General features: G+C 43.5%; 18 protein-coding genes. 6 read left to right on the top strand and 12 right to left on the bottom strand.

Annotated features, from left to right (window positions below; genetic code table 11):
* Positions 1 to 290 precede the first annotated feature (290 nt).
* Positions 291 to 731 carry a biotin/lipoyl attachment domain-containing protein gene (locus tag NAF19_RS07175; RefSeq protein WP_252789139.1) on the top strand — a complete coding sequence of 147 codons (441 nt, stop codon included), beginning with the start codon at positions 291 to 293 and terminating at the stop codon, positions 729 to 731.
* Positions 732 to 752: 21 nt separating this feature from the next.
* On the opposite strand, the gene NAF19_RS07170 is transcribed toward NAF19_RS07175, so the two are convergent.
* The 3 genes from NAF19_RS07170 to NAF19_RS07160 form a co-directional block, all read right to left on the bottom strand.
* The gene (locus NAF19_RS07170; RefSeq protein ID WP_252789138.1) at positions 753 to 1,202 is read right to left on the bottom strand and encodes a GNAT family N-acetyltransferase; all 450 of its coding nucleotides are present in this window, start codon (positions 1,200 to 1,202) and stop codon (positions 753 to 755) included.
* Position 1,203: 1 nt separating this feature from the next.
* Positions 1,204 to 2,091 carry a LysR family transcriptional regulator gene (locus NAF19_RS07165; protein WP_252789137.1) on the bottom strand — a complete coding sequence of 296 codons (888 nt, stop codon included), beginning with the start codon at positions 2,089 to 2,091 and terminating at the stop codon, positions 1,204 to 1,206.
* 151 nt (positions 2,092 to 2,242) lie between these two features.
* Positions 2,243 to 2,635: a rhodanese-like domain-containing protein gene (locus tag NAF19_RS07160; protein WP_252789136.1), complete on the bottom strand. Its 393-nt coding sequence runs from the start codon at positions 2,633 to 2,635 to the stop codon at positions 2,243 to 2,245.
* A gap of 581 nt (positions 2,636 to 3,216) precedes the next feature.
* On the opposite strand from NAF19_RS07160, the gene NAF19_RS07155 reads away from it, so the two are divergent.
* Positions 3,217 to 6,225, top strand: coding sequence for a WG repeat-containing protein (locus tag NAF19_RS07155; RefSeq protein WP_252789135.1), 3,009 nt, complete (start codon positions 3,217 to 3,219; stop codon positions 6,223 to 6,225).
* A gap of 9 nt (positions 6,226 to 6,234) precedes the next feature.
* On the opposite strand, the gene NAF19_RS07150 is transcribed toward NAF19_RS07155, so the two are convergent.
* Both NAF19_RS07150 and NAF19_RS07145 read right to left on the bottom strand, forming a co-directional pair.
* The gene (locus tag NAF19_RS07150; RefSeq protein WP_252789134.1) at positions 6,235 to 6,486 is read right to left on the bottom strand and encodes an anthrone oxygenase family protein; all 252 of its coding nucleotides are present in this window, start codon (positions 6,484 to 6,486) and stop codon (positions 6,235 to 6,237) included.
* An 88-nt stretch (positions 6,487 to 6,574) separates the two neighbouring features.
* Entirely contained in the window at positions 6,575 to 7,312 is a 738-nt protein-coding gene (locus NAF19_RS07145; RefSeq protein WP_252789133.1) for an energy transducer TonB, read from the bottom strand.
* Positions 7,313 to 7,459: 147 nt separating this feature from the next.
* Here NAF19_RS07145 and NAF19_RS07140 point away from each other — a divergent pair, with 147 nt between their 5' ends.
* The gene (locus NAF19_RS07140; protein ID WP_252789132.1) at positions 7,460 to 8,095 is read left to right on the top strand and encodes a hypothetical protein; all 636 of its coding nucleotides are present in this window, start codon (positions 7,460 to 7,462) and stop codon (positions 8,093 to 8,095) included.
* A 44-nt stretch (positions 8,096 to 8,139) separates the two neighbouring features.
* Here the strand turns inward: NAF19_RS07140 and NAF19_RS07135 are convergent, their stop codons facing one another.
* The 4 genes from NAF19_RS07135 to NAF19_RS07120 form a co-directional block, all read right to left on the bottom strand.
* Complete coding sequence (locus tag NAF19_RS07135; RefSeq protein WP_252789131.1) at positions 8,140 to 9,129, bottom strand: histidine decarboxylase; 990 nt, start codon at positions 9,127 to 9,129, stop codon at positions 8,140 to 8,142.
* A 15-nt stretch (positions 9,130 to 9,144) separates the two neighbouring features.
* Positions 9,145 to 9,285 (bottom strand): hypothetical protein, encoded by a 141-nt coding sequence (locus tag NAF19_RS07130; protein WP_252789130.1) that lies wholly within the window; start codon positions 9,283 to 9,285, stop codon positions 9,145 to 9,147.
* 369 nt (positions 9,286 to 9,654) lie between these two features.
* On the bottom strand, positions 9,655 to 11,661 hold the full coding sequence (locus NAF19_RS07125; RefSeq protein ID WP_252789129.1) for a PAS domain S-box protein: 2,007 nt from the start codon (positions 11,659 to 11,661) through the stop codon (positions 9,655 to 9,657).
* A 100-nt stretch (positions 11,662 to 11,761) separates the two neighbouring features.
* Positions 11,762 to 12,187: an SRPBCC domain-containing protein gene (locus NAF19_RS07120; RefSeq protein WP_252789128.1), complete on the bottom strand. Its 426-nt coding sequence runs from the start codon at positions 12,185 to 12,187 to the stop codon at positions 11,762 to 11,764.
* A gap of 336 nt (positions 12,188 to 12,523) precedes the next feature.
* On the opposite strand from NAF19_RS07120, the gene NAF19_RS07115 reads away from it, so the two are divergent.
* Entirely contained in the window at positions 12,524 to 12,676 is a 153-nt protein-coding gene (locus NAF19_RS07115; protein ID WP_252789127.1) for a hypothetical protein, read from the top strand.
* A 125-nt stretch (positions 12,677 to 12,801) separates the two neighbouring features.
* Here the strand turns inward: NAF19_RS07115 and NAF19_RS07110 are convergent, their stop codons facing one another.
* Positions 12,802 to 14,364 carry an aminotransferase class V-fold PLP-dependent enzyme gene (locus tag NAF19_RS07110; protein WP_252789126.1) on the bottom strand — a complete coding sequence of 521 codons (1,563 nt, stop codon included), beginning with the start codon at positions 14,362 to 14,364 and terminating at the stop codon, positions 12,802 to 12,804.
* 18 nt (positions 14,365 to 14,382) lie between these two features.
* Positions 14,383 to 15,045, bottom strand: coding sequence for a DUF4395 domain-containing protein (locus tag NAF19_RS07105; protein ID WP_252789125.1), 663 nt, complete (start codon positions 15,043 to 15,045; stop codon positions 14,383 to 14,385).
* A 426-nt stretch (positions 15,046 to 15,471) separates the two neighbouring features.
* On the opposite strand from NAF19_RS07105, the gene NAF19_RS07100 reads away from it, so the two are divergent.
* Positions 15,472 to 16,479, top strand: coding sequence for a sensor histidine kinase (locus NAF19_RS07100; RefSeq protein WP_252789124.1), 1,008 nt, complete (start codon positions 15,472 to 15,474; stop codon positions 16,477 to 16,479).
* Positions 16,476 to 17,189 carry a LytR/AlgR family response regulator transcription factor gene (locus NAF19_RS07095; RefSeq protein ID WP_252789123.1) on the top strand — a complete coding sequence of 238 codons (714 nt, stop codon included), beginning with the start codon at positions 16,476 to 16,478 and terminating at the stop codon, positions 17,187 to 17,189. The genes NAF19_RS07100 and NAF19_RS07095 overlap by 4 nt, the downstream gene beginning before the upstream one ends.
* Positions 17,190 to 17,340: 151 nt before the next feature.
* Here the strand turns inward: NAF19_RS07095 and NAF19_RS07090 are convergent, their stop codons facing one another.
* Positions 17,341 to 18,783: a TlpA family protein disulfide reductase gene (locus NAF19_RS07090; protein ID WP_252789122.1), complete on the bottom strand. Its 1,443-nt coding sequence runs from the start codon at positions 18,781 to 18,783 to the stop codon at positions 17,341 to 17,343.
* Between the last annotated feature and the right edge of the window lie 5 nt (positions 18,784 to 18,788).

Here is an 18,788-nt window from a genome sequence, read left to right as displayed (position 1 = left end):
AATATTTAACTGTAATTAAAATATTAATATTTAACTGTAATTAAAATATTAAATAACTAATTATAAAATACGCAAAATATATCGTTCCGCGAAAATCAAATCAACACAACGAACTGGAGTGCTAGCGCCCAGCGTCTTAGGTAGCCGCATTTTTAACGAAGCAGGCTTTTTCTTTACGATAGAATTTATTATTTTATGGTACCCGAACCCCGTTCGAAGAGAAAACTGCGCAAGAATCGGGTTCAATGGCACTGCGCAAGCTGGTACTTTTGATTCGATTATTAAAGAAGATGAGAATTACCATACTGCTCCTATTATTTGCCCTGCAGACAAGTTCAACGGGGAATCAACCTGCCGGAATATTGTTTATGCCACCTGAAATAACCAAACTACATTTAAATTGCAATGGTGTTTTAGCTCGCATATATGTACACAAAGGCAGCAGGTTTAAAAAAGGCGCCCTGCTGGCCAGTTTAAAATATGAAGATGTTAATGCACCTACAATAAGCGCCGCGTTTTACAGGAATAAAGCCCGGGAGGCCTGGGTAACGCCCAACACCCATAATAAACAGAACTCACATCCCGGCAGTACAGAGCTAAATTATGAAAAGGCCATAGCGACCGACCAATGCTATTATCTCAGGGCAGATCGCAACGGAGTGGTTGTAAAGGAGGTCCTAAAGGAAGGCGATACAGTGAGCGCGGGGGAAACAATATTGATTGTAAGATAAGCACCCTATCGGCGCGAGTATCTACAAATTATAAGTAAATCTCACCTTCGCTAAATCGCCGGCACCATTTTTCTTATAAAAGCGGATAGCCGGCTCATTAAAGTCGGGTGTTTGCCATTGTATATTTATGCAGCCTTTTTCCCGGGCAATTTGTTGTAGTTTTGTTAATATCGTCCTCCCTAAACCCCGTCCCCTTGCTTCTTCGCGCAAAAAAAGGCAGTCCATGTGCATAAACTCACCAGCATCCCAGGTCGAAAAATCATAGGTATAGGAAACAAAACCTATTAACTCACCCTGCCGTTCGGCAACTTCGCAGTAAAGCCGTACGGGTGTTTCAAAAATGGCCTTAAGCAGCCGCTCCGCTTTCCCATCCGGGTGGAAGATTGCTTTTTCGTAGGCGGCGTGTTCTGCCATTAGTACCAGTAACGTGGGCATATCCGCAGACATCAGCGGTCTTATTATATATTCCATCCTATTTTAGTAACTCCTCCTTTAAATTCTCAATAAAATCTTTTAAGTGTTTTTTGGCGGAATCCTCGTGCCTTATCGCCACATAATGCGTCCGTATTAATCCTTTGGGCCCAATGGGCACCAGTTTCAGTAAAGACGATGAGGCGAACGGCTTTAGGGCCCATTTCGGCATAGTCATTATCCCCATGCCAGCTTTCACCATCTCCAGGGCAACTTCAGTCAACGGAATTGCAATTATCTCCTGTGGCTGGATTTTGCTTTCCTTCAAAAAATGCTTGTGAACGGTTACCGTCTCCAAAGGATACGAATGAATAATAAGCGGCTGGTTTGCAAAATCTTCGGCTGTAAGATATTTCCTGCCTGCTAACGGGTGCCCGGTGGGCACCACCGCCATTACCTCGTCTTTAAACAGTTCGATATACCTGATACTTTTGTCGGCCATTGGGTCCGAGGTAATACCAATGTCCAATTCACTGTTCAGTAGTTTCTGGAGCGGTTTATGTGTAGCTTCCATCACTATTTTAACTTCGATATTAGGATAAAGCACTTTCATTTTCACCATGAAAGCGGGCAGCCAGTGATAGTTTGTGTAGCATTCTGTACTGATGCGGATGATGCCCGCGTGCCCCAGGCGCAGTTCGTTTATCTGTTCATTTGCCTTGTTAATTTCGGTTAACACAGTATTGGCGGTTTGGTATAATATTTTGCCCTCTTTGGTAAGCGCCCATTGGCTTTTGGTCCTGTAAAATATTTTTACGCCAAGCCGCTCTTCAATGTCTTTCAATTGGTGGCTCACTGCCGACTGGGTCAGGAATAACTTATCAAGCGATTTAGTTATCCCCTTTTCATCGGCAATTGTTTTTATTAACCGTAGGTGTCTTATCTCCATTTAATTTGATAATAGCAGCCGTCGGGCGGTGGTTAAAGCACGCTTAAGACGGCGAATTTTATTTCGAAAATTAACAAATCCAAAGCAGATTATCCCGTATTATAATTAGTTGTACATACGCTGAAAGTCATTTTTTTAGCTGCAGGTTAACCTAACACGCGCATTGAAACTGCAATCCGGCCGTTTGGTGGGAACCTTTAGTTTGATAACCGTCAAACTTCCACCATTCTATTCCGCCCATCAGTTCCTTAACTTTGAACCCCAGCCTGGCCATGTTTAATGCGCCTTTTGTCGACGCATTGCAGCCAATGCCGTCGCAGTAAACCACATAAATTACCGACTTGTCGAAATTGGCTGTTGTGTCTTCGTTCATGTCCCGGTGGGGCAGGTTTATTGCTTCGGGAATATGTTCCTTTTGGAAAGCGAAATCTTTCCTGGCGTCTATCACAACAACGTTTTCCTTCGCCTCCAATGCGGAGAAAAGATCAGAAGGGTCCATTTCAAATAAAAGTTTGTGTTCGTAATGTTCAATTGCAGTTTTCATTTGTTTTTTATTTTTTCAAATTTAGCTGCCGAGCGCGGTGATTTTGCATGAAATTTAGCGCATGTGGTTATGAATGTTGGGCATGAGTGCCAATTTGATAATATAGTAGAACTTGTTATTTACGTTGAATTTCCCAGCTCCAGCCTTGCGGCCCGCCTTTAGGTAGCATGCAATCCACAACAATGCCGCATCTTCCTTTACCTCACATTAGTATAGTTTAATCTCATTCGAGATAAAAATCAGGGGTTAAATAAAAAATTGTATGTATAAAAAACTACACCATTATTTGAAAGCACGTTTTCGTCGTGAAGCTCCTCGAAAATTAAGCCGGGTGCTATCAGCCGTAAAACCAAGAGTTGCCATACCAACAGGGCAGATCTAAAGCAATGCTATGAATGGTCGATAAAGCAGAAACCATGAGGCAGCAAACAGCAAAACCCTTCCACGGCTGGTAATTCACCCGGAAAAACACCCTCGGTATTTTCATTCAAACAAAACCAAAAACTCAGCCTTTCCCGAAAATACAACTATCTTTGTACGCCCGTTACCCCACGGAGAAAGCTTTATCAATTGCATACAAAATGATCAATAAATATTTATTAATCCCGGTATTTTTATTCTTCGTCCATACTGCCTGCGCGCAAATTTTTGCGCCCAACAAATATGGGTATGTAACTGATCCTAAGTTTCGTCAGCTCATTAAAACACGGGGATACGAGTTGGTGGGTAGTTTCGATACCCTGCAGGTGAGCCCCCTGATTGTTATTGCGCCCTTTCAAAAAAACGGCAAATGGGGCAGTATTGATAATCATGGCAAAGTGTTTGTAAAGCCAGCGGATGCCGACCTTAACGCCCGCTTCATTAAAGGCGACGTGATGCGCGACGACGATGAAGTAAGGTTAACTCCCAACAAAACAGGCAATCGTCCTGTTGCCCCGCGGGTCAGCTTTACCAAATATTCCAAAACCGGCAAGTATGGCACGCGCGATGTTTCAGGCAGGGAGGGGGTCCCGGCAGTTTACGATATGGTGAACCCTTTTAACGACAGCATATCCTACGTGCGTTCCGGAAAACTGTACGGCGTGTTTTACTCTGATGGCCGCCCCATCATACCGGTTGACTATGACCAGGTGAGCTTCTCGTACAATAAGCAACAGCTTTTTACAGTAAAAAAGGACAAGTTCTATGGCGTTATCGCGCTTGATGGCAAGCTGGTAATCCCAATTAAGTATGATAAAATCCTTTTCGACTTTACTTTTAAGGACCTGGTGAAGGTAACCCTTAATAATAAGACCGCGCTTTTTAATGCCGTTGGCAAACAGCTTACAGACTTTACTTTTGATAATTTGGGCCAATTCGGCAAAGGCGGTATTGCGATGGTTAGCGTAGGGATAGGGCAAGACAAAAAAATGGGCGCTATTGATACGCTTGGCAAACAGTTGCTGCCGGCGGAGTTTCAGGAGGCATCGTACTACAGCCCCAAATTATTTTTGGTAAGTACCGGCAAGTACCCCGCCCGTCTTTCGGGATTGGTGGATGTGCACGGCAAACCGGTATCGGCACAGGATTATACCCAGATCGAGGCGCCGGGAAAAGACGGCCTGGCTAAAGTAAGCCGTGGCAGCTACCCGGATAGAAAATCGGGCTTTATCGATTCTACCGGAAACGAGGTAATAAAGGTGAAATATACTTCGTTGGAAAATTTTAGCCTGGCCGGCTTTGCCATAGTAAAAACGGACGACAAAATGGGGCTGATAAACCGCAAGGATGTGATGGTGGTGCCACCGGTGTATGATGTTATAATGTACAACTTCGCAAAAAAGGATTATTACATAAAATTAGGTGGCAAGCAGGGTTTGATGGATGCAACAGGTAAAGTGCTGTTGCCGCCAACTTACGACGTTCTGCGCAGCATGAGAGACTATGGCTACATTGCCGGCCTCGACCAAAAGCAAGGTGTGCTGAACGACGAACTCAAGGTAATTGTGCCCCTTAAGTATGATAAAATTGAAACGTCAACCTATAACAAAGCCGTGCAGCATGGCATTGTTTACGCCACGCTTAGCGGTAAAAAATGCGCGGTTGACTTGTACGGTAATGAATATTTTGAACCCGCCCCAGTTGAAAAAATCTATGATTTTAAACCAGACGCCAACGGATATGTAACAGGGCCTGCATTTCAGCAATTTATAAAGGAACGGGGCTTTCAACTGGTGTCAGCATTTGATACGCTACAGAAAAAGCCGCTGGTACTTGCCGTCAAAGTAATGTTGAACGGCGCGTGGAAAATAATGGATACCAAAGGCGTTTATTATGGCGATGCGGAGCCAACAACATCAATGTATCACAATGATGTTAAAGTAACCGAAGAGATGAGTTCTGGTGTTACCATTGACATGCCGTTAGACGAAAACAGTTCCGTTTTCGGGCCGGTAGTAATCAACGGTAAGTATGGCACGGCCAATAACAAAACCAACGCGGTAGGTCTGCCTGCTATTTACGACAATCTTACTTTTATGGGCCATGGCTGGGTAATAACCAGGCTTGCCGGCAAGTACGGCGTTGCCATGGATAACGGTAAGGAAATAATAACGCCGAAATACGAATCGATAACTCCTGATAACAGGAACGGCAAATTTGATTTTACTCAATTTTTTGTACGCGATGGCGGCAAATACGGCTTGATTTCGGCTGATGGCAAACAGGCTATTCCGCTTAACTATGACCAACTGCAAAACCTTTATGGGGTTGATAAATCCAATATTTTATTAAAGTTTTCTGTCGATGAAAAATGGGGCCTCATTACCAGGAGTGGCAAGGTGCTGTTACCGGCCAGCTACGATGAGCTGAATTATTTTAACCGGGGATTGTTAAAAACTGTTGTAAAGTCGGGCTACACCAAGCTATATGGGTTGGTGGATAGCACCGGCAAGGTACTATTAGCGCCGCAATACGGCGCCATCGAACTTGATTACAATAATAACAAAGTCCTCAATTTAACTACCGCCCCCGACAAGCCCGAAAAGCACGGCGAAATGAGCATAGATGGCAAGATGTTGCTCAAGCCTATTTACGATCAAATAGTCGATTTAAAAAACGGCCTCATCCGCGTTAAGCTGAATGGCAAATACGGCCTCATTACTAAAAGCGAAAAATTTGTTGTACAACCTCTTTACGATCAATTGTACATAGGACGCTCAGACCATATTGCAATTATTGAGCAGGGCCGCAAAAAGGGAGTGATTGACCTTAGCGGCAACAAGATAATTGCACCCGTTTACGATGAACTTTACCCCAACAAAGAGAATTATGTTTTTGAGCGCGATGGCAAATGGGGCATCATGAATTCAAAGGAAAAAGTCTTGACCGCTCTTGCCTATCAATCCATAACGCCCGGGTACAATTGCTTCATAGTGGAGCTCAATGGTAAATCGGGCTTAATGGATACTGATGGAAAATTGATAACAGCAATAAAATACGACCGTTTTCCAAGCGGCAGCTCCACCATGAAACAGGGCCTTGCAGAAGTACGGCTTGATAGCCGCCGCGGCACAATTGACTATTACGGTAACGAATATTTTGAGCGTTAGAACCGTCCGTTATCCCGGCATTTTTTTATACATACAGCCTAGCATAACCAGCACCAAACATATAACATTTGCAGCTGTACGTATGTTGTAATAAACCAACCAGGGCTTCTCAAAGGCGTTCCGTTGTTCAGCGACCTGTGCCGATGAAAGTGACGGTAAATCTATATGGGCCAGCGCGTCGTTTAGCGGTACGTTCCCAAAAATAGTGATGCTGTTAAAATTCAACAATGCGCTTAAGGGCAGCAACACCAATGTCCTCATAAAGGTTGCACTACTTGTTTTACATGCAATTTGTTGAAATTGTGCGGATGCAGCACTCCGATACCCAGCTGGTACAGCTGCAGTAAACCTAATTCCCCATCGTAAAACTAATAGGCACCTGGTACTCAACGGCAACCTGCTTACCGTTTAAAATAGCGGGAAGCCAATAACCACCGGCCCGTTTAATCGCTTTCAGGGCTTCCTGATCGCAGTCGGCCCCAATGGAGTGCTTGATGTGGTAATCGCTACTTTCGCCCCGCTCGTTTATTGTAAATGCGACAATTACCTTGCCTTGTACAGCGTTTGTCCTGGCGCTTATGGGATATCTCATGCCGGTAATCATCACAGCCCAAAAGCGTTCAACTCCATCCAAATAAATTGGCGGCCTGTCTACATACACCTTTGTGGTATCTGCGCCGTTTATCACCCTAAATTTGCCGGTGTCTCTCGTGGATGGTTGAAAATACATTAGGGTATTATTTGTAAAATCGTATTCAACATTTAACGTTCCATCGGCATTCACGCCTTTCCATATCCCGGTCTTTTCACCATCTTTATAAAGCCCGGTTTCTATCTGCTTTTCTCTGAGGGAGTAGAAAGTCCATAAGCTATCTTTTAGGTTGTTTTTATAGTAGCCCTCGCAAATCAGGTGGTCGCCAAAAAGACTGAATGCCTGATACTTGCCCTGCTTAATTTGCTTATCGGTTTTTAAAACATAATATTTTTCCCTGATGTTCAAGTCTTCGTTGTCAACTACTTTCCGGGTGGTTTGTGCCGAAACACAGAAGGCATTAAGTAAGCCCATGCAGAGTAAAATTGTCTTCATGGCTTAAATATAGTTTTTTACTATTAATTTTAAGATCGCCAAAAAACGCGTAAATGTTTTCGAAGAGCATCCTTGCCCCTCCCACTAAAAAATATTTTGTAAAACTAAATATACCAGCTACCTTAACATACGCTAAAACCCAATCGCATGCTTAAAAAACACACCATCCTGCTTGGGATAATTATTGCATTGTCATTGTTGTATGTTGCCACGTTGTATTACCCCGGCGGATCGCAGCATAGCCTAACCTCAGTTGGGTACGATTGGCGGAACAATTACCTGTGTAACCTCTTTAACGCAAAAGCAGTTAACGGCGCCGGCAATACATCGCGGCCCTGGGCTATTACCGGCATGCTGTTTCTAAGTGTAAGTTTTGGTTTATTCTTTTTCGGTTTTTCAAACAAGATACCGGCGGCTGGCGCGGCCAAAATAGTAAGGTATTGCGGGGTTGGTGCAATGGTATTTGCCTTCCTGGTGGCAACCCCTTATCACGATCCTATGGTTACTGCGGCGGGCACGCTGGCGCTAATCAGCATGTTTTATATTACCGTGTTTATATTCAAATCGCGGTTGCATTTGTTTAAGGTCTTTTCTGTTATTTGCCTGCTGGTTTTTTATTGCTGCAATTACATTTACTATACCCGCAGCTACCTGGATATTTTGCCCATTTTGCAGAAAGTGCTTTTTGCGCTGGCAATTACCTGGGTTTTATGCCTGCAATATTTTACTACCGCAGCGGATTTTAAGTCGATAAAGATTGCTGTAATAAAGGATTTACAATAGATAATCCAAAGCCATCAAGCGCGGCCTTAAGTTTTGAAATAAATTTAGCCGGCCATTGCAGGTAATTGGGACTTACTCTGTTCAAGGTCATCTACAAACGCATCAATTTGTTCCTTTTGCATGCCAGGCATGCAAATGATATGGGCCCAGCCTTTTCCGGAAGCTAATTGCCATTTTTTGACAACGGCAGCCGCTGGCTTAGGAATATTTACGGTAATTGTGGATGGATTTCTCCAAACCCCTGGTTCAATTTGCTTTAATACTGCCTCCGCATAAGCGGCTAAGTCGAGGCAGCGTTGCGCCCTTAGCTTTAGCCCCTCAATACCCAGTTTGGTGATAGTATACCACAAAAACAATGGCGTGTGTCCGTTCCTTGAACCCGAAATAGTAGTGTCGAGCGATCCGATGTAGTCAATTGAGCTGGCAATACGGTCGCGGTGACTCTTTTTCGCAATAACCATTCCGCATGGGATCGGCGATCCAAAAAATTTGTGCCCGCTGATAGCGATACTATCCGCGCCGTCCGCAAAATCAAAGGAGGGGCGTGGTTCAATAAAAGCGGCGTAACTGCCTGACAATGCTCCATCCACATGAATATAGTGATGTTGAATAGCCAGGTTTTTAAATATTCTTTTCATTTTCCCAACATCATCCCTCGCCTCAGTCATGGTGGTGCCTATATTTGCCAAAATAATTACCGGCATTTGCCTGTTAATACTGATGGTTTTTTCAAGATCCTCATAATCAATCTCGCCGGTTGCCTGCGCTCTTATGGCAATATTTGGCATATTCAGCAGGTGCAGGTTCTTCTGTACGCTATAGTGAGTTGCCTCAGAATAATAGACAATAGCTTTGGGATAAAGCTCGCGGGCCAGGTACAAGCCATACAAATTACCTTCCGAACCGCCATTGGTAACATATCCCCACCAGTTGTCTTCATCGGCCCTGAATAACCTCGAAAAAAAGGCTATCACTTCTTTTTCCAATTCCCTCGAGCCTACAGTATAGGTTGATGGTATAAAAGGATCGCCCACATTGTTCAATGGATATTAAAGGAAAGGTAATAACTCGCTGTAATCAAAGTCTTTTGATACCGGGTAACCCATGGTCATTGCCGAGCTGACGCTAATCTCCTGTAGCAGGTCCTTTAATATTCCGGTAGTGTTATCTGCAATTAATTTTTTTTCCATCCCGATGAATTTAACTTTTTACACCAGCCGGGTTGCGGCTTCAATGCTGAATTTATAACATCCATTCCCTAGTTATTACTCTTGAGATTAGCAGAAGCGCGGGGGAATTCATGTTATAATACAAGGGTAAAAGTAATTAGCCTCACAAGGCAAAACCCTGCGTGTCATCATTAATGTAAATGATTTTCATCACTTGTCGGCACGGGCATCGCAGGCTTGTTGGGCATCAGCAAGGTTTATGCTTGTTTTGCAATAGCGTCAGAAAAAGTTTATAAGGCGCATGATGCTGTCAGTTTTGACATACTGTATTTGGCGACTTATGGATGTGTATGAAGGCGGTGACGTAGTGGGTGCCAACTAATCGCATACTTATTTCCCCTGTGCCATTGCCGATTTATCTGTTATATTTTTGATAACATCATCCAGTTCATACGCCGAGGTCAGCAGGTAGTTGAGCACCTGGTCTTTTTCTGCGCCTTCCATTTTTAAATCTTTTATAAGCTGTATCAGGCCCATAATGCGGGTAAGCGGTGCACGGATAACATGCGATTGCATCCACGATATTTCTATCAGTTTTTCGTTTAGCGATTTCAGCATCTGTTCTTTCTGATGCTGTTTGGTGATGTCCTGCATAGCCCCAACCATGCGGGTAGCCTTGCCGGCCGCATCCCTTATAAGAATTCCTTTATCAATAACATAAGCATACGTCCCATCCTGCTTAATATACCGGTATTCGTCCTGCCAGTTGGTTTGTGTGCTGGTTATGGCTTTGTCCAGCCCGGCTAAAACCCGGTCGATATCATCCGGGTGAATATGGGCTGCTATAGTTTGTTTGTCTTCGGTAACCAGGCCCTCGTCATAACCAAAAATAGTTTTATAGCCCTGCCCCCATGAGATCTTTTCGGCAAGCAAGTCCCAATCCCAGATAGCATCTGAAGTGGCCTCGGTTGCGTAAAAATATTTTTCGTTGCTTTCTTTAAGGGATTGTTCGCGCTGGAAGCTTTCCAGGATAACCTGTAATATGCGGCCGGCTCTTTTTATGGTGTTTTCTTCGTGTTCGGTGGGTGTTCGTACCTCGTGAAAATAGTTGGCAAAGGTTGCCATAACATTACCTCCCCTGTCAAAAAGCGGCGCCGACCAGCAGGCCTTCAGGTTAAAACGAGCGGCCAGGTCTTTATAGTTTTCCCAGCGTGGGTCGTTGGCTATATCTGCCACTATTACTTTCTGGCGGGTAAAAGCAGCCGTACCGCACGAGCCTGCATTCGCCCCAATCATGGCGCCATCAATAGCATCCAAAAACTCTTTTGGCAAACTGGGCGAGGCCATGCTGAATAAGTATGAATTTTTTACCCGCTGCATCGAACATAACATCCCCGGGTGCATCTCTTCAATGCCTGTTAAATAATTCATCAGCACCTCGTGCAGGTTTGAGTCTTCTTTAACGTTTATTTGCAATATCCTGGTCTCCAACTTATCCAGTTGCTGGTAATACAGGCTGTCGGTTACGTCGTTTGCTACCACCATCAGGCTATTAGTATCCTGAAACGAAAGCCTGGCCGCCCATATCTCAACCTTCAACCTGGTTTTATCTTTACGCTGATGGATAAATGTCCCTGGGTATACGGTCCCAATACTCGAGGCTAATCCTTTTTGGGCGGCTAATAATTGGGGGATCTCTTCCTCCGGGCGCAGGTCCATCACTGTCAATTTCAGAAACTCGTTGCGGGTATAACCATAACGCTTTAGTGCAACCTCATTAACATCCAGTATCTTCAGCGTATCCAAATCATACACCCATTTAGGCAACGGGCTCGATGTAAAAAGTATCTGGTATATTTCTTCGGAGTTTTTTAGTTCCTCCTTTGCTTTTATTTTGGCCACCAGGTCGGTGGTTTCATTACATATTACCAGCACGCCCGCAGGCTCGCCCGATTCACCGTTTACAGGGCTATAGCTAAAAGTCCAGTACACATCCTCCATTTTTCCATTGCGAAAAATGGGGATCAACTGGTCGACACTCCAGGTTGCCTCGCCGCCATCCATTACCTGGTCTATCAAGGGCTTGATAACCGGCCACACCTCAGGCCAGCAGTCTTCCCCTCTTTGGCCCAAAGCTGCGGGGTGCCTGCCATCCTTACCCAAACTGGGCCTGAAGGCATCGTTATAAAACTGGATAAGCTCGGGCCCCCACCATAAAAACATCGGAAATTTAGAGTGAAGAATAATACCCAGGGTAGTGAGCAAACTTTGCGGCCAATCGTCGGGATTGCCCAAAACAGTATCCTCCCAATTGAAGGCGCGTGTTAGCTCCCCCATCTCGCCGCCGTCTTTTATATAACGATGAAGTGACTGATATCCGATGTCGTTTTTTTGCATTTAACAGGCGGTTTAAACTGTTGCAGAAATCAACATCTAATTTAAACATAAAATCCGGCTTTAATAATTTATGCTATTCGTATAAGTTTTAAAAAAACGTTCAGGGTTTTTCCTCTACGTACCTTTTAAACCCATCAAGCACCGCCTGGCAAAACTGTTGTTGCATGGCTGCAGGCTGGTTATCATCCGCCTCAAAAATTTCAACCAGCTTAACCGGGTTACCCGCAGTAAAATGGATAGTGCTCTTGCGGCCATCGTTAAGTGTGTAGGCAATAAGCCGGTTAGCTATTACTTCGTCATAGGTGCCTGTAAAATCAAAGTTCAGGCTGCCGTCCTTTAGTGCCATAGCAAACAGGAATTGCCCGCCGGGGCGCAGGTTATTTTCTGCATGGGGGGTGTGCCAGGTGGCATCGGGGGTATTCCATTGCATAATATCTTCGGGGGTGCTCCATAATGCCCAAACCTTTTCAATTGGGGCGTTTATTTCGATTTCGGCGCTCAGGGTAGTTTTTTCGATGTTGTTCATGATAATTTGTTAACAGCACAAACATAGGGTTTGGTGGTACTAATGGAAAAGTGCAGTAGTGACAATGTGAGGGGGTGTTTGTGCCATAGCAATATTGTAAGTGCTACTAAAATCACCTACTCCATTTATTTTCAATTACTTATAAATAATAAAAAAATACTTTTATAAATTTATACAGCCATAGCGATCATCTGTCTTCCATACGATCTTAAAATTAGTTTATAAACCTAAATTATATTATTATGATCTGTTTTCAAACATTAGCAGCCGTCACAGTTCCCCCCGTTTTAGGCCCGGTAAGCATTGTAGTGGGCGTTATTATTATTGGCGGTTATAGTGGGAATAATTTATTACAGCCACAAAGCCAATGAAACCGTAGACCTAACTGCGGCCGACCATTGCCATGTTAAAATGACCCCGGTGAGCGGCGTTGAGTACAATACCGTTGACTGCGAGGGCATCTGCAAAACTACTACCTGCATGTTGTAATCCCGCCCTAAGAACTCCGGGGCAAAGTGGCAAAGAACAACGCCGGGCCACCAGGAAGATACCACCCGCGAATACCGCTGCTTTTGCCACGACCCTAACCGGAAAGAAGGGGATTTTTAATTAGCTCAGCAGCTAGGTTTGGAAGCGGCTTTACCCCAATTGGAACTATCAAACCAACCTTCAACGCTACATTCCTCTTTTGCATCGCCGCCTTCGAAAGTATATTCGCCCGATTCCGGATCATGGATGTAGTCTTTTCCCCACTCCCGGAAACGGACTGCGGTTAACTCAATCGCGTCCATAATAAACCAAATTTCGGCATCGGTCATGGTTGGATGTACGGACAACCTGATCCAACCGGGTTTGGATAACATATCTCCTGAATGGAGAGAAGTCAATATTTGATACGACCAGGCCTCGTCAACACCCAGCAGATGGTGTCCATAAGTTCCTGTGCATGAGCAGCCGCCCCTGGTCTGGATGCCAAACCTGTCGTTCAGGATTTTGGCGATCAAATTATGATGGGCACCATTTACAATAAACGAAACTACACCCAATCTTTTTTTAATATGCCCTTCAAGAATTTCGACGTTTTTGATTTTTGAGAACCGCTCAAAAATGATGTGCAATAACTCGTCTTCCCGCTTTAGTATATTTGCAACACCCATTTCCTCCTTCAATCTAATACACATCGCCACTTTTATACCTTGCAGAAAAGGAGGGGTGCCGCCATCTTCGCGGTGTTCAATATTTGCGATATATTCATGTACCTTCCACGGGTTGCTGTACAATATGGTACCGCCGCCAGGCTGGTCAGGCACATCGTTTTTATAAATTTTTTTGTTGAAAATCAAAACACCACACGTACCCACACCGCCCAAAAACTTATGGGGCGAAAAATAAATTGCATCTAAATGGGCGCCTTTTTTACCCGGATGCATATCAATATCAACATAAGGGGCCGAACAGGCAAAGTCAACGAAGCACAACCCGCCATATTCATGAATTATTTTTGCAATTTCATGGCATGGGGTCTCAATGCCAGTCACATTGGAGCAAGCGGTAATGGCCGCTATCTTGTTTTTTCGATGCTTAAATTGTTCTAATAAGCTAACGAAATGTTCCAGGCTAACATTTCCGCTTTCATCAGCCTTAATTATTTCAACATCTGCTATGGTTTCGAGCCAGCTAACCTGGTTACTATGGTGCTCCATGTGGGTCACAAAAACAATGGGCCTCAACACCTCATCCAATTGCAGGCTTCCTTTTTGCGCGTAGTCCATAACCCGCTCCGGCATCCTCAACCCTAAAATCCTTTGCAGTTTATTTACGGCGCCCGTCATTCCACTGCCGCAAAAAATCAACGCATCATCGTTATTAGTATTAACATGCTGCTTCACAATAACTTTTGCCTGTTCGTATGCTTTTGACATCAATCCCCCGGTGATGGTGGTTGCCGTATGTGTGTTCCCAACGAAGGGCAATACCTGTCGCTGAATGCATTCTTCAATGGGGCGATAGGCCCTGCCGCTGGCGGTCCAGTCGGCATAAATTATTTCTTTTTCTCCGAATGGCGACTCAAAAGTTTGCCCATTGCCGACGACATTCTCGCGGAATTTGGAGAAATAGTTTTCCAGTGCATTTTTTGGGGGCATAAGCATGGTTCGGTCGTCGTATGTAGTGTACATCTTGGTTTAAAATATCTTTTATTTTGATTTCTCAGTGCCAAAAATCCCAAACAGGTCGTATGGTTTTTTACTTAGCTGGTCATTAAATAAAACAGCCGTAAGTGTAATGTATGCTATAAACCCAAGTATAATAAGCAACTGGGCCGGCGATGTTTTTTGAATATCCTGCCTCGCCTTTACGTCGCAAACTTCGCCGGGGCAGTACTGGGCTTTTTCCTGGTAAACTATTTTGTAAACCTTGCAGGCCAAACAAATACCAAACGCCGACTCAAAAAACAGGAAAATAAGGCACAGCAGGCAAATAATACCCGTTATCGGGCTGTACGAATTAACCAGCACCATAAAAATGAACATCGTGCCAGACAAGCCCACCCCAACCATCCATGTAAACTTTTTTTGTTTTGCGCCAACATATTCCGGCACCTGGTTCCTCACGATGAGGCGCCCGATGATTAAAGTGGGCGAAAACCTGGGGCTAACAAATACCCGCACAATAAAATCGGTAAGGAATATGGTAATGGAATATTTTGCAAGTAAAAAATCATTTTTAAACATGATGAGTATTAAAGCAAAAAATATAACCAGGAACAATATCCCGGCCGCCGCCCGTATTTCGCGTTCGTTTAGAACCGGGATGTTATATCCTTCGACAGTTTCTCCGAATTGTATATTTTTTTTCATTGCTTTAGATTTTACCGATTGGTTATAATTGGATGATTTACAGATGCTTTTGTTACGTTGTTTATGATGAAGGTATCTTTTCCATAAAATTACATGAGCCGTTCGGCCCAAGGAAATTTATATGATAGCGGTACAGGTATTCTACGCAATTGGCCGTTTTTGCGTGAAATTGGCGGATGAGATTTTGTAACGGTAAATGCGGAACTTTTTTGCACAGGATACCGGTTCAAAGGCGAAGAAGCACGTTAAGTACGTCCTGGTATAATGGTTGATTTTTTCGGGACTAAAAAAATCTTTATGACAGTATGCGCCGTTAACGTGATAACTACACAATTTTCCGTGATAAGCGGCAGGCTGCTCAAAGTAGTATTTCGGGTTTCCAGTTCAATAAGATATATTTATTCTGTTAAAGGCTAAAGCAGCGCCATGTATTTAAAACGATACACCTATTATTTGCTCTTTTTTGCTGCGTATATCGGGGCCCTCGTCATCGAAAAGCCGGTTTACTCGGTAAAAACTGTGCAGGCCTGTTTCTCCTACATGTTTACGGTCATCGTGCATTTCTCCATTTTTACATTACTGATAAGGGTAAATAATTTGTTTTTAATACCCAACCTGCTCGAAAAGAGATTATTCAGTGCATACATTGCCGGCCTGATTGGCTTAGTTTTGTTGTATACATTCCTCACCGGCCACTATAACATGTTTATACATGGCGTCCTTTTCCACGATAAGCCCATTGGCACAAGTTCGGGCTTCTGGGCTAATTTTGTGTACGGATTGTGTTGTACCGTTATCACGGCGATGTTATACATCACTCAAAAATGGTCGGAACGCGAGGAGCAGGTTAAAAACATCCAGATCAACCAGCTGCAAACAGAATTGAAGTACCTGCGCTCACAAATAAACCCGCACTTCCTGTTTAATGGCCTCAATACTATTTATGGTTCTATCAGCATGAGTAACACTGAGGCGAGGGACATGATGGTGCAATTTTCAGATTTGCTGCGATATAATTTGTATGAGGCGGATGTGGATATGATTGAACTGGAAAAGGAAATAAAATACATGAAAAACTACGTAGCCCTGCAAAAGGCCCGAAGTAACGAAAATATGGAGGTAACATTGAATGTAGACTACAAGGATGGGGGAGTTAAAATTGCCCCGTTAATTTTCATGGCTTTTGTAGAAAATGCGTTTAAATATGTCTCCAGGGGCGACAGTATTAACAGTATTATCATCACATTAAATGAAAAGAACGGCCAGATCGATTTCACCTGTGATAATTCATATGACGAATCGGAAGCTATCCCGGGGGGCATCGGACTTAACAATGCAGAAAGAAGACTGGAACTTTTATATAAAGAGCGTTACACACTCGATATAAAAAAAGAACAGAACATTTATCATGTACATTTAACGCTTGTGGCATGAAAAAACTCAGCTGTATTATTGTAGATGATGAGCCCGTCGCCCGTAAAATACTACATGAATTTGTAGAGCAGGTACCTTTTATGGATTTGCACGGCAAATTTGAAAATGCAATGAAGGCGGAAGCATTTTTGAAGAACAACGAAATCGATATTGTTTTCCTCGATATTGAAATGCCAAAGGTATCGGGCCTGCAGTTCTTGCAAAAAATGCACATCGACTCCATCGTGATACTAACAACGGCATTTCCTCAATATGCACTGGAGGGGTATGAGCTGGATATCATCGATTACCTGTTAAAACCCGTTGCTTTTAGCCGGTTTCTTAAAGCTGTGCAAAAGGCTAAGGATTACCATCAAATGAAGTATATGGCAGCTGCTATCCCCCAGCCGTCCTATATCTTTATTAAAAGTGATAAAAGAATCGAAAAAATTGAGTTGACAGATATGCTGTATGCCGAAAGTCTCGGCAATTATGTGAGTGTTTACACCGAGAGCAAAAAGATCATTGCTTATCTCACCATGAAAAGCCTGGAATCCCAGTTGCCCTCAAATGAGTTTATCAAAATACACCAATCGTACCTTGTAAACTGTTCAAAAATCGAAGCGATAGAAGGCAACGAGATCAGGATTGGAAACAAGTCGCTGCCAATAAGCCGTAATTACCGCGATGTGGTGATGAAGTTAATAGGGCAGAGGCTGTTAAAGAGATGAAACCAGGGCATAAATTTTATGATATAAGGTTAGCGGTTCGCTTATGGATAAACTATATTCTCCAGCGTAAATTTAAACGAGGTTGAAGTTCTACCACCGCCGCCTCTCATAATAATATTTGCCTTTTGCATGCCAGGCAGCGATATCAAACTCATAACTTGCTAATTACTTTTACAAGTCGCTCATCACTTGGCCGTGGCGCGTTCCAATCAACAACCTGACCTTTATTATTTATCAATAAATACCGCGGAACTGAAAGCTGTCCATTTTTATAAACCAATTTTACAATATCTGCTTTTAGCCTGCTGTTGGCCAAAATATGTGCCCCTTCCAGGTTATTCATCAACACCAGTTTTTTCCAGCTGGCTTTGGCTGCGGGGGCGTCAATCGAAATAAAAACCGGTTGTATATTTTTTTGCTTCATCATTGGCATTAACGATTTATAATACCCAAACTCCGCGCGGCAGGGTATGCACCAGGTTGCCCAAAGATCGATGTACACAGCTTTACCTTTAAAGTGCTTTTTTATATCATCAATACTATTGTAGGTGGTAACCGTATCTAACAAGATATTAATGCCGGCCGTCCCTGCCGGCTTGTTTAATTGGTTAATCAATGTGATATAAGCGCTTTTCGAAAATTCCTTTTTATACTGATTAAAAGCTTTTTTAAAATCGTATTCCTCAGTACCCGTAACCTGTTGAAACAGCAGGATATCGCCAATCAAAAATTGCCTCAGCGTGTTCGGGGCATACTGGTAACCTGTGTAGGGCCCCATGTGATACACTTCCTCTTTGTTGCTGTTAGATACTGTATAAAGCGAGTCTGAATAGTAATTTCCCAAAGACATTTTTCCGAAATAACTGCGTGTGTTTAGTAAATCTTCAGGGCCGGCCAGGCGGTTTAGCACCCTTACAATGTTTTTGTATTTGGTAATCAGTTTTTTGTCGCTTATTCTATCTTCCAGGTATGTTATTCGCCTTATCATGTTAAGTACATGCATCGAGCGGAGGTCGGTTTTAGCCAGCGTCCAAAAAACTTTGTCAACTTGTCGCGTCCTGTATAGCGAATCGAGCGGCAGGCCTTCCTTGTAAACGTAAAGGCCCAATGCGTGCAATGATTGGTTCAAACTACCTGTGGATATAGCATCCAGCAACTGCCCATTGCCTATAAAGTTGTTAAGTGGCTGGTAGGTGTAAACATTATACCAACGCTGGCCGGGGGCATTGCTTCCGTTAAATTTTATGATGTTATCTATACTGCCGCTGTCGAAGTACTTAAACCGTATGTCATCGCCCGGTTTAACCAGGAAATAAATTTTACGGGCACCAATCAATATCTTAACAAAAATTGGTTGCTTAATATCGAGGTCGATGCTGAACTTGTGGTTTACAACAGGATAGCGGGTTTCCATTTGGTCGTTTGTGTAAATATCAACCGGCAAAAAAATGGCTATTTCGGTTACAGTTGTCCGCTCGGTTAAATCGCCGGTAATTTTTGCATTGCCAAAAACGTTGATAAACAAAAACATCGAAACGGCAAGCAGGCCCAGCCTTAGGTGGGTGACTTTATTTTCTGTGAATTTATACCGCATAATTT

Origin of the sequence: Mucilaginibacter flavidus, assembly GCF_024055575.1 — a bacterium.
Lineage (GTDB): Bacteria > Bacteroidota > Bacteroidia > Sphingobacteriales > Sphingobacteriaceae > Mucilaginibacter > Mucilaginibacter flavidus.
The sequence above is the reverse complement of the archived record's forward strand: the minus strand, read 5'-3'. Positions and strand labels throughout refer to the sequence as shown.

Coding starts and splice junctions, on each gene's coding strand:
- NAF19_RS07110 (WP_252789126.1), bottom strand. CDS start 14,364: ATGTACACTACATACGACGACCGAACCATGCTTATGCCCCCAAAAAAT.
- NAF19_RS07100 (WP_252789124.1), top strand. CDS start 15,472: ATGTATTTAAAACGATACACCTATTATTTGCTCTTTTTTGCTGCGTAT.
- NAF19_RS07090 (WP_252789122.1), bottom strand. CDS start 18,783: ATGCGGTATAAATTCACAGAAAATAAAGTCACCCACCTAAGGCTGGGC.
- NAF19_RS07175 (WP_252789139.1), top strand. CDS start 291: ATGAGAATTACCATACTGCTCCTATTATTTGCCCTGCAGACAAGTTCA.
- NAF19_RS07160 (WP_252789136.1), bottom strand. CDS start 2,635: ATGAAAACTGCAATTGAACATTACGAACACAAACTTTTATTTGAAATG.
- NAF19_RS07140 (WP_252789132.1), top strand. CDS start 7,460: ATGCTTAAAAAACACACCATCCTGCTTGGGATAATTATTGCATTGTCA.
- NAF19_RS07165 (WP_252789137.1), bottom strand. CDS start 2,091: ATGGAGATAAGACACCTACGGTTAATAAAAACAATTGCCGATGAAAAG.
- NAF19_RS07125 (WP_252789129.1), bottom strand. CDS start 11,661: ATGCAAAAAAACGACATCGGATATCAGTCACTTCATCGTTATATAAAA.
- NAF19_RS07130 (WP_252789130.1), bottom strand. CDS start 9,285: ATGGAAAAAAAATTAATTGCAGATAACACTACCGGAATATTAAAGGAC.
- NAF19_RS07145 (WP_252789133.1), bottom strand. CDS start 7,312: ATGAAGACAATTTTACTCTGCATGGGCTTACTTAATGCCTTCTGTGTT.
- NAF19_RS07105 (WP_252789125.1), bottom strand. CDS start 15,045: ATGAAAAAAAATATACAATTCGGAGAAACTGTCGAAGGATATAACATC.
- NAF19_RS07170 (WP_252789138.1), bottom strand. CDS start 1,202: ATGGAATATATAATAAGACCGCTGATGTCTGCGGATATGCCCACGTTA.
- NAF19_RS07150 (WP_252789134.1), bottom strand. CDS start 6,486: ATGAGGACATTGGTGTTGCTGCCCTTAAGCGCATTGTTGAATTTTAAC.
- NAF19_RS07155 (WP_252789135.1), top strand. CDS start 3,217: ATGATCAATAAATATTTATTAATCCCGGTATTTTTATTCTTCGTCCAT.
- NAF19_RS07120 (WP_252789128.1), bottom strand. CDS start 12,187: ATGAACAACATCGAAAAAACTACCCTGAGCGCCGAAATCGAAATAAAC.
- NAF19_RS07095 (WP_252789123.1), top strand. CDS start 16,476: ATGAAAAAACTCAGCTGTATTATTGTAGATGATGAGCCCGTCGCCCGT.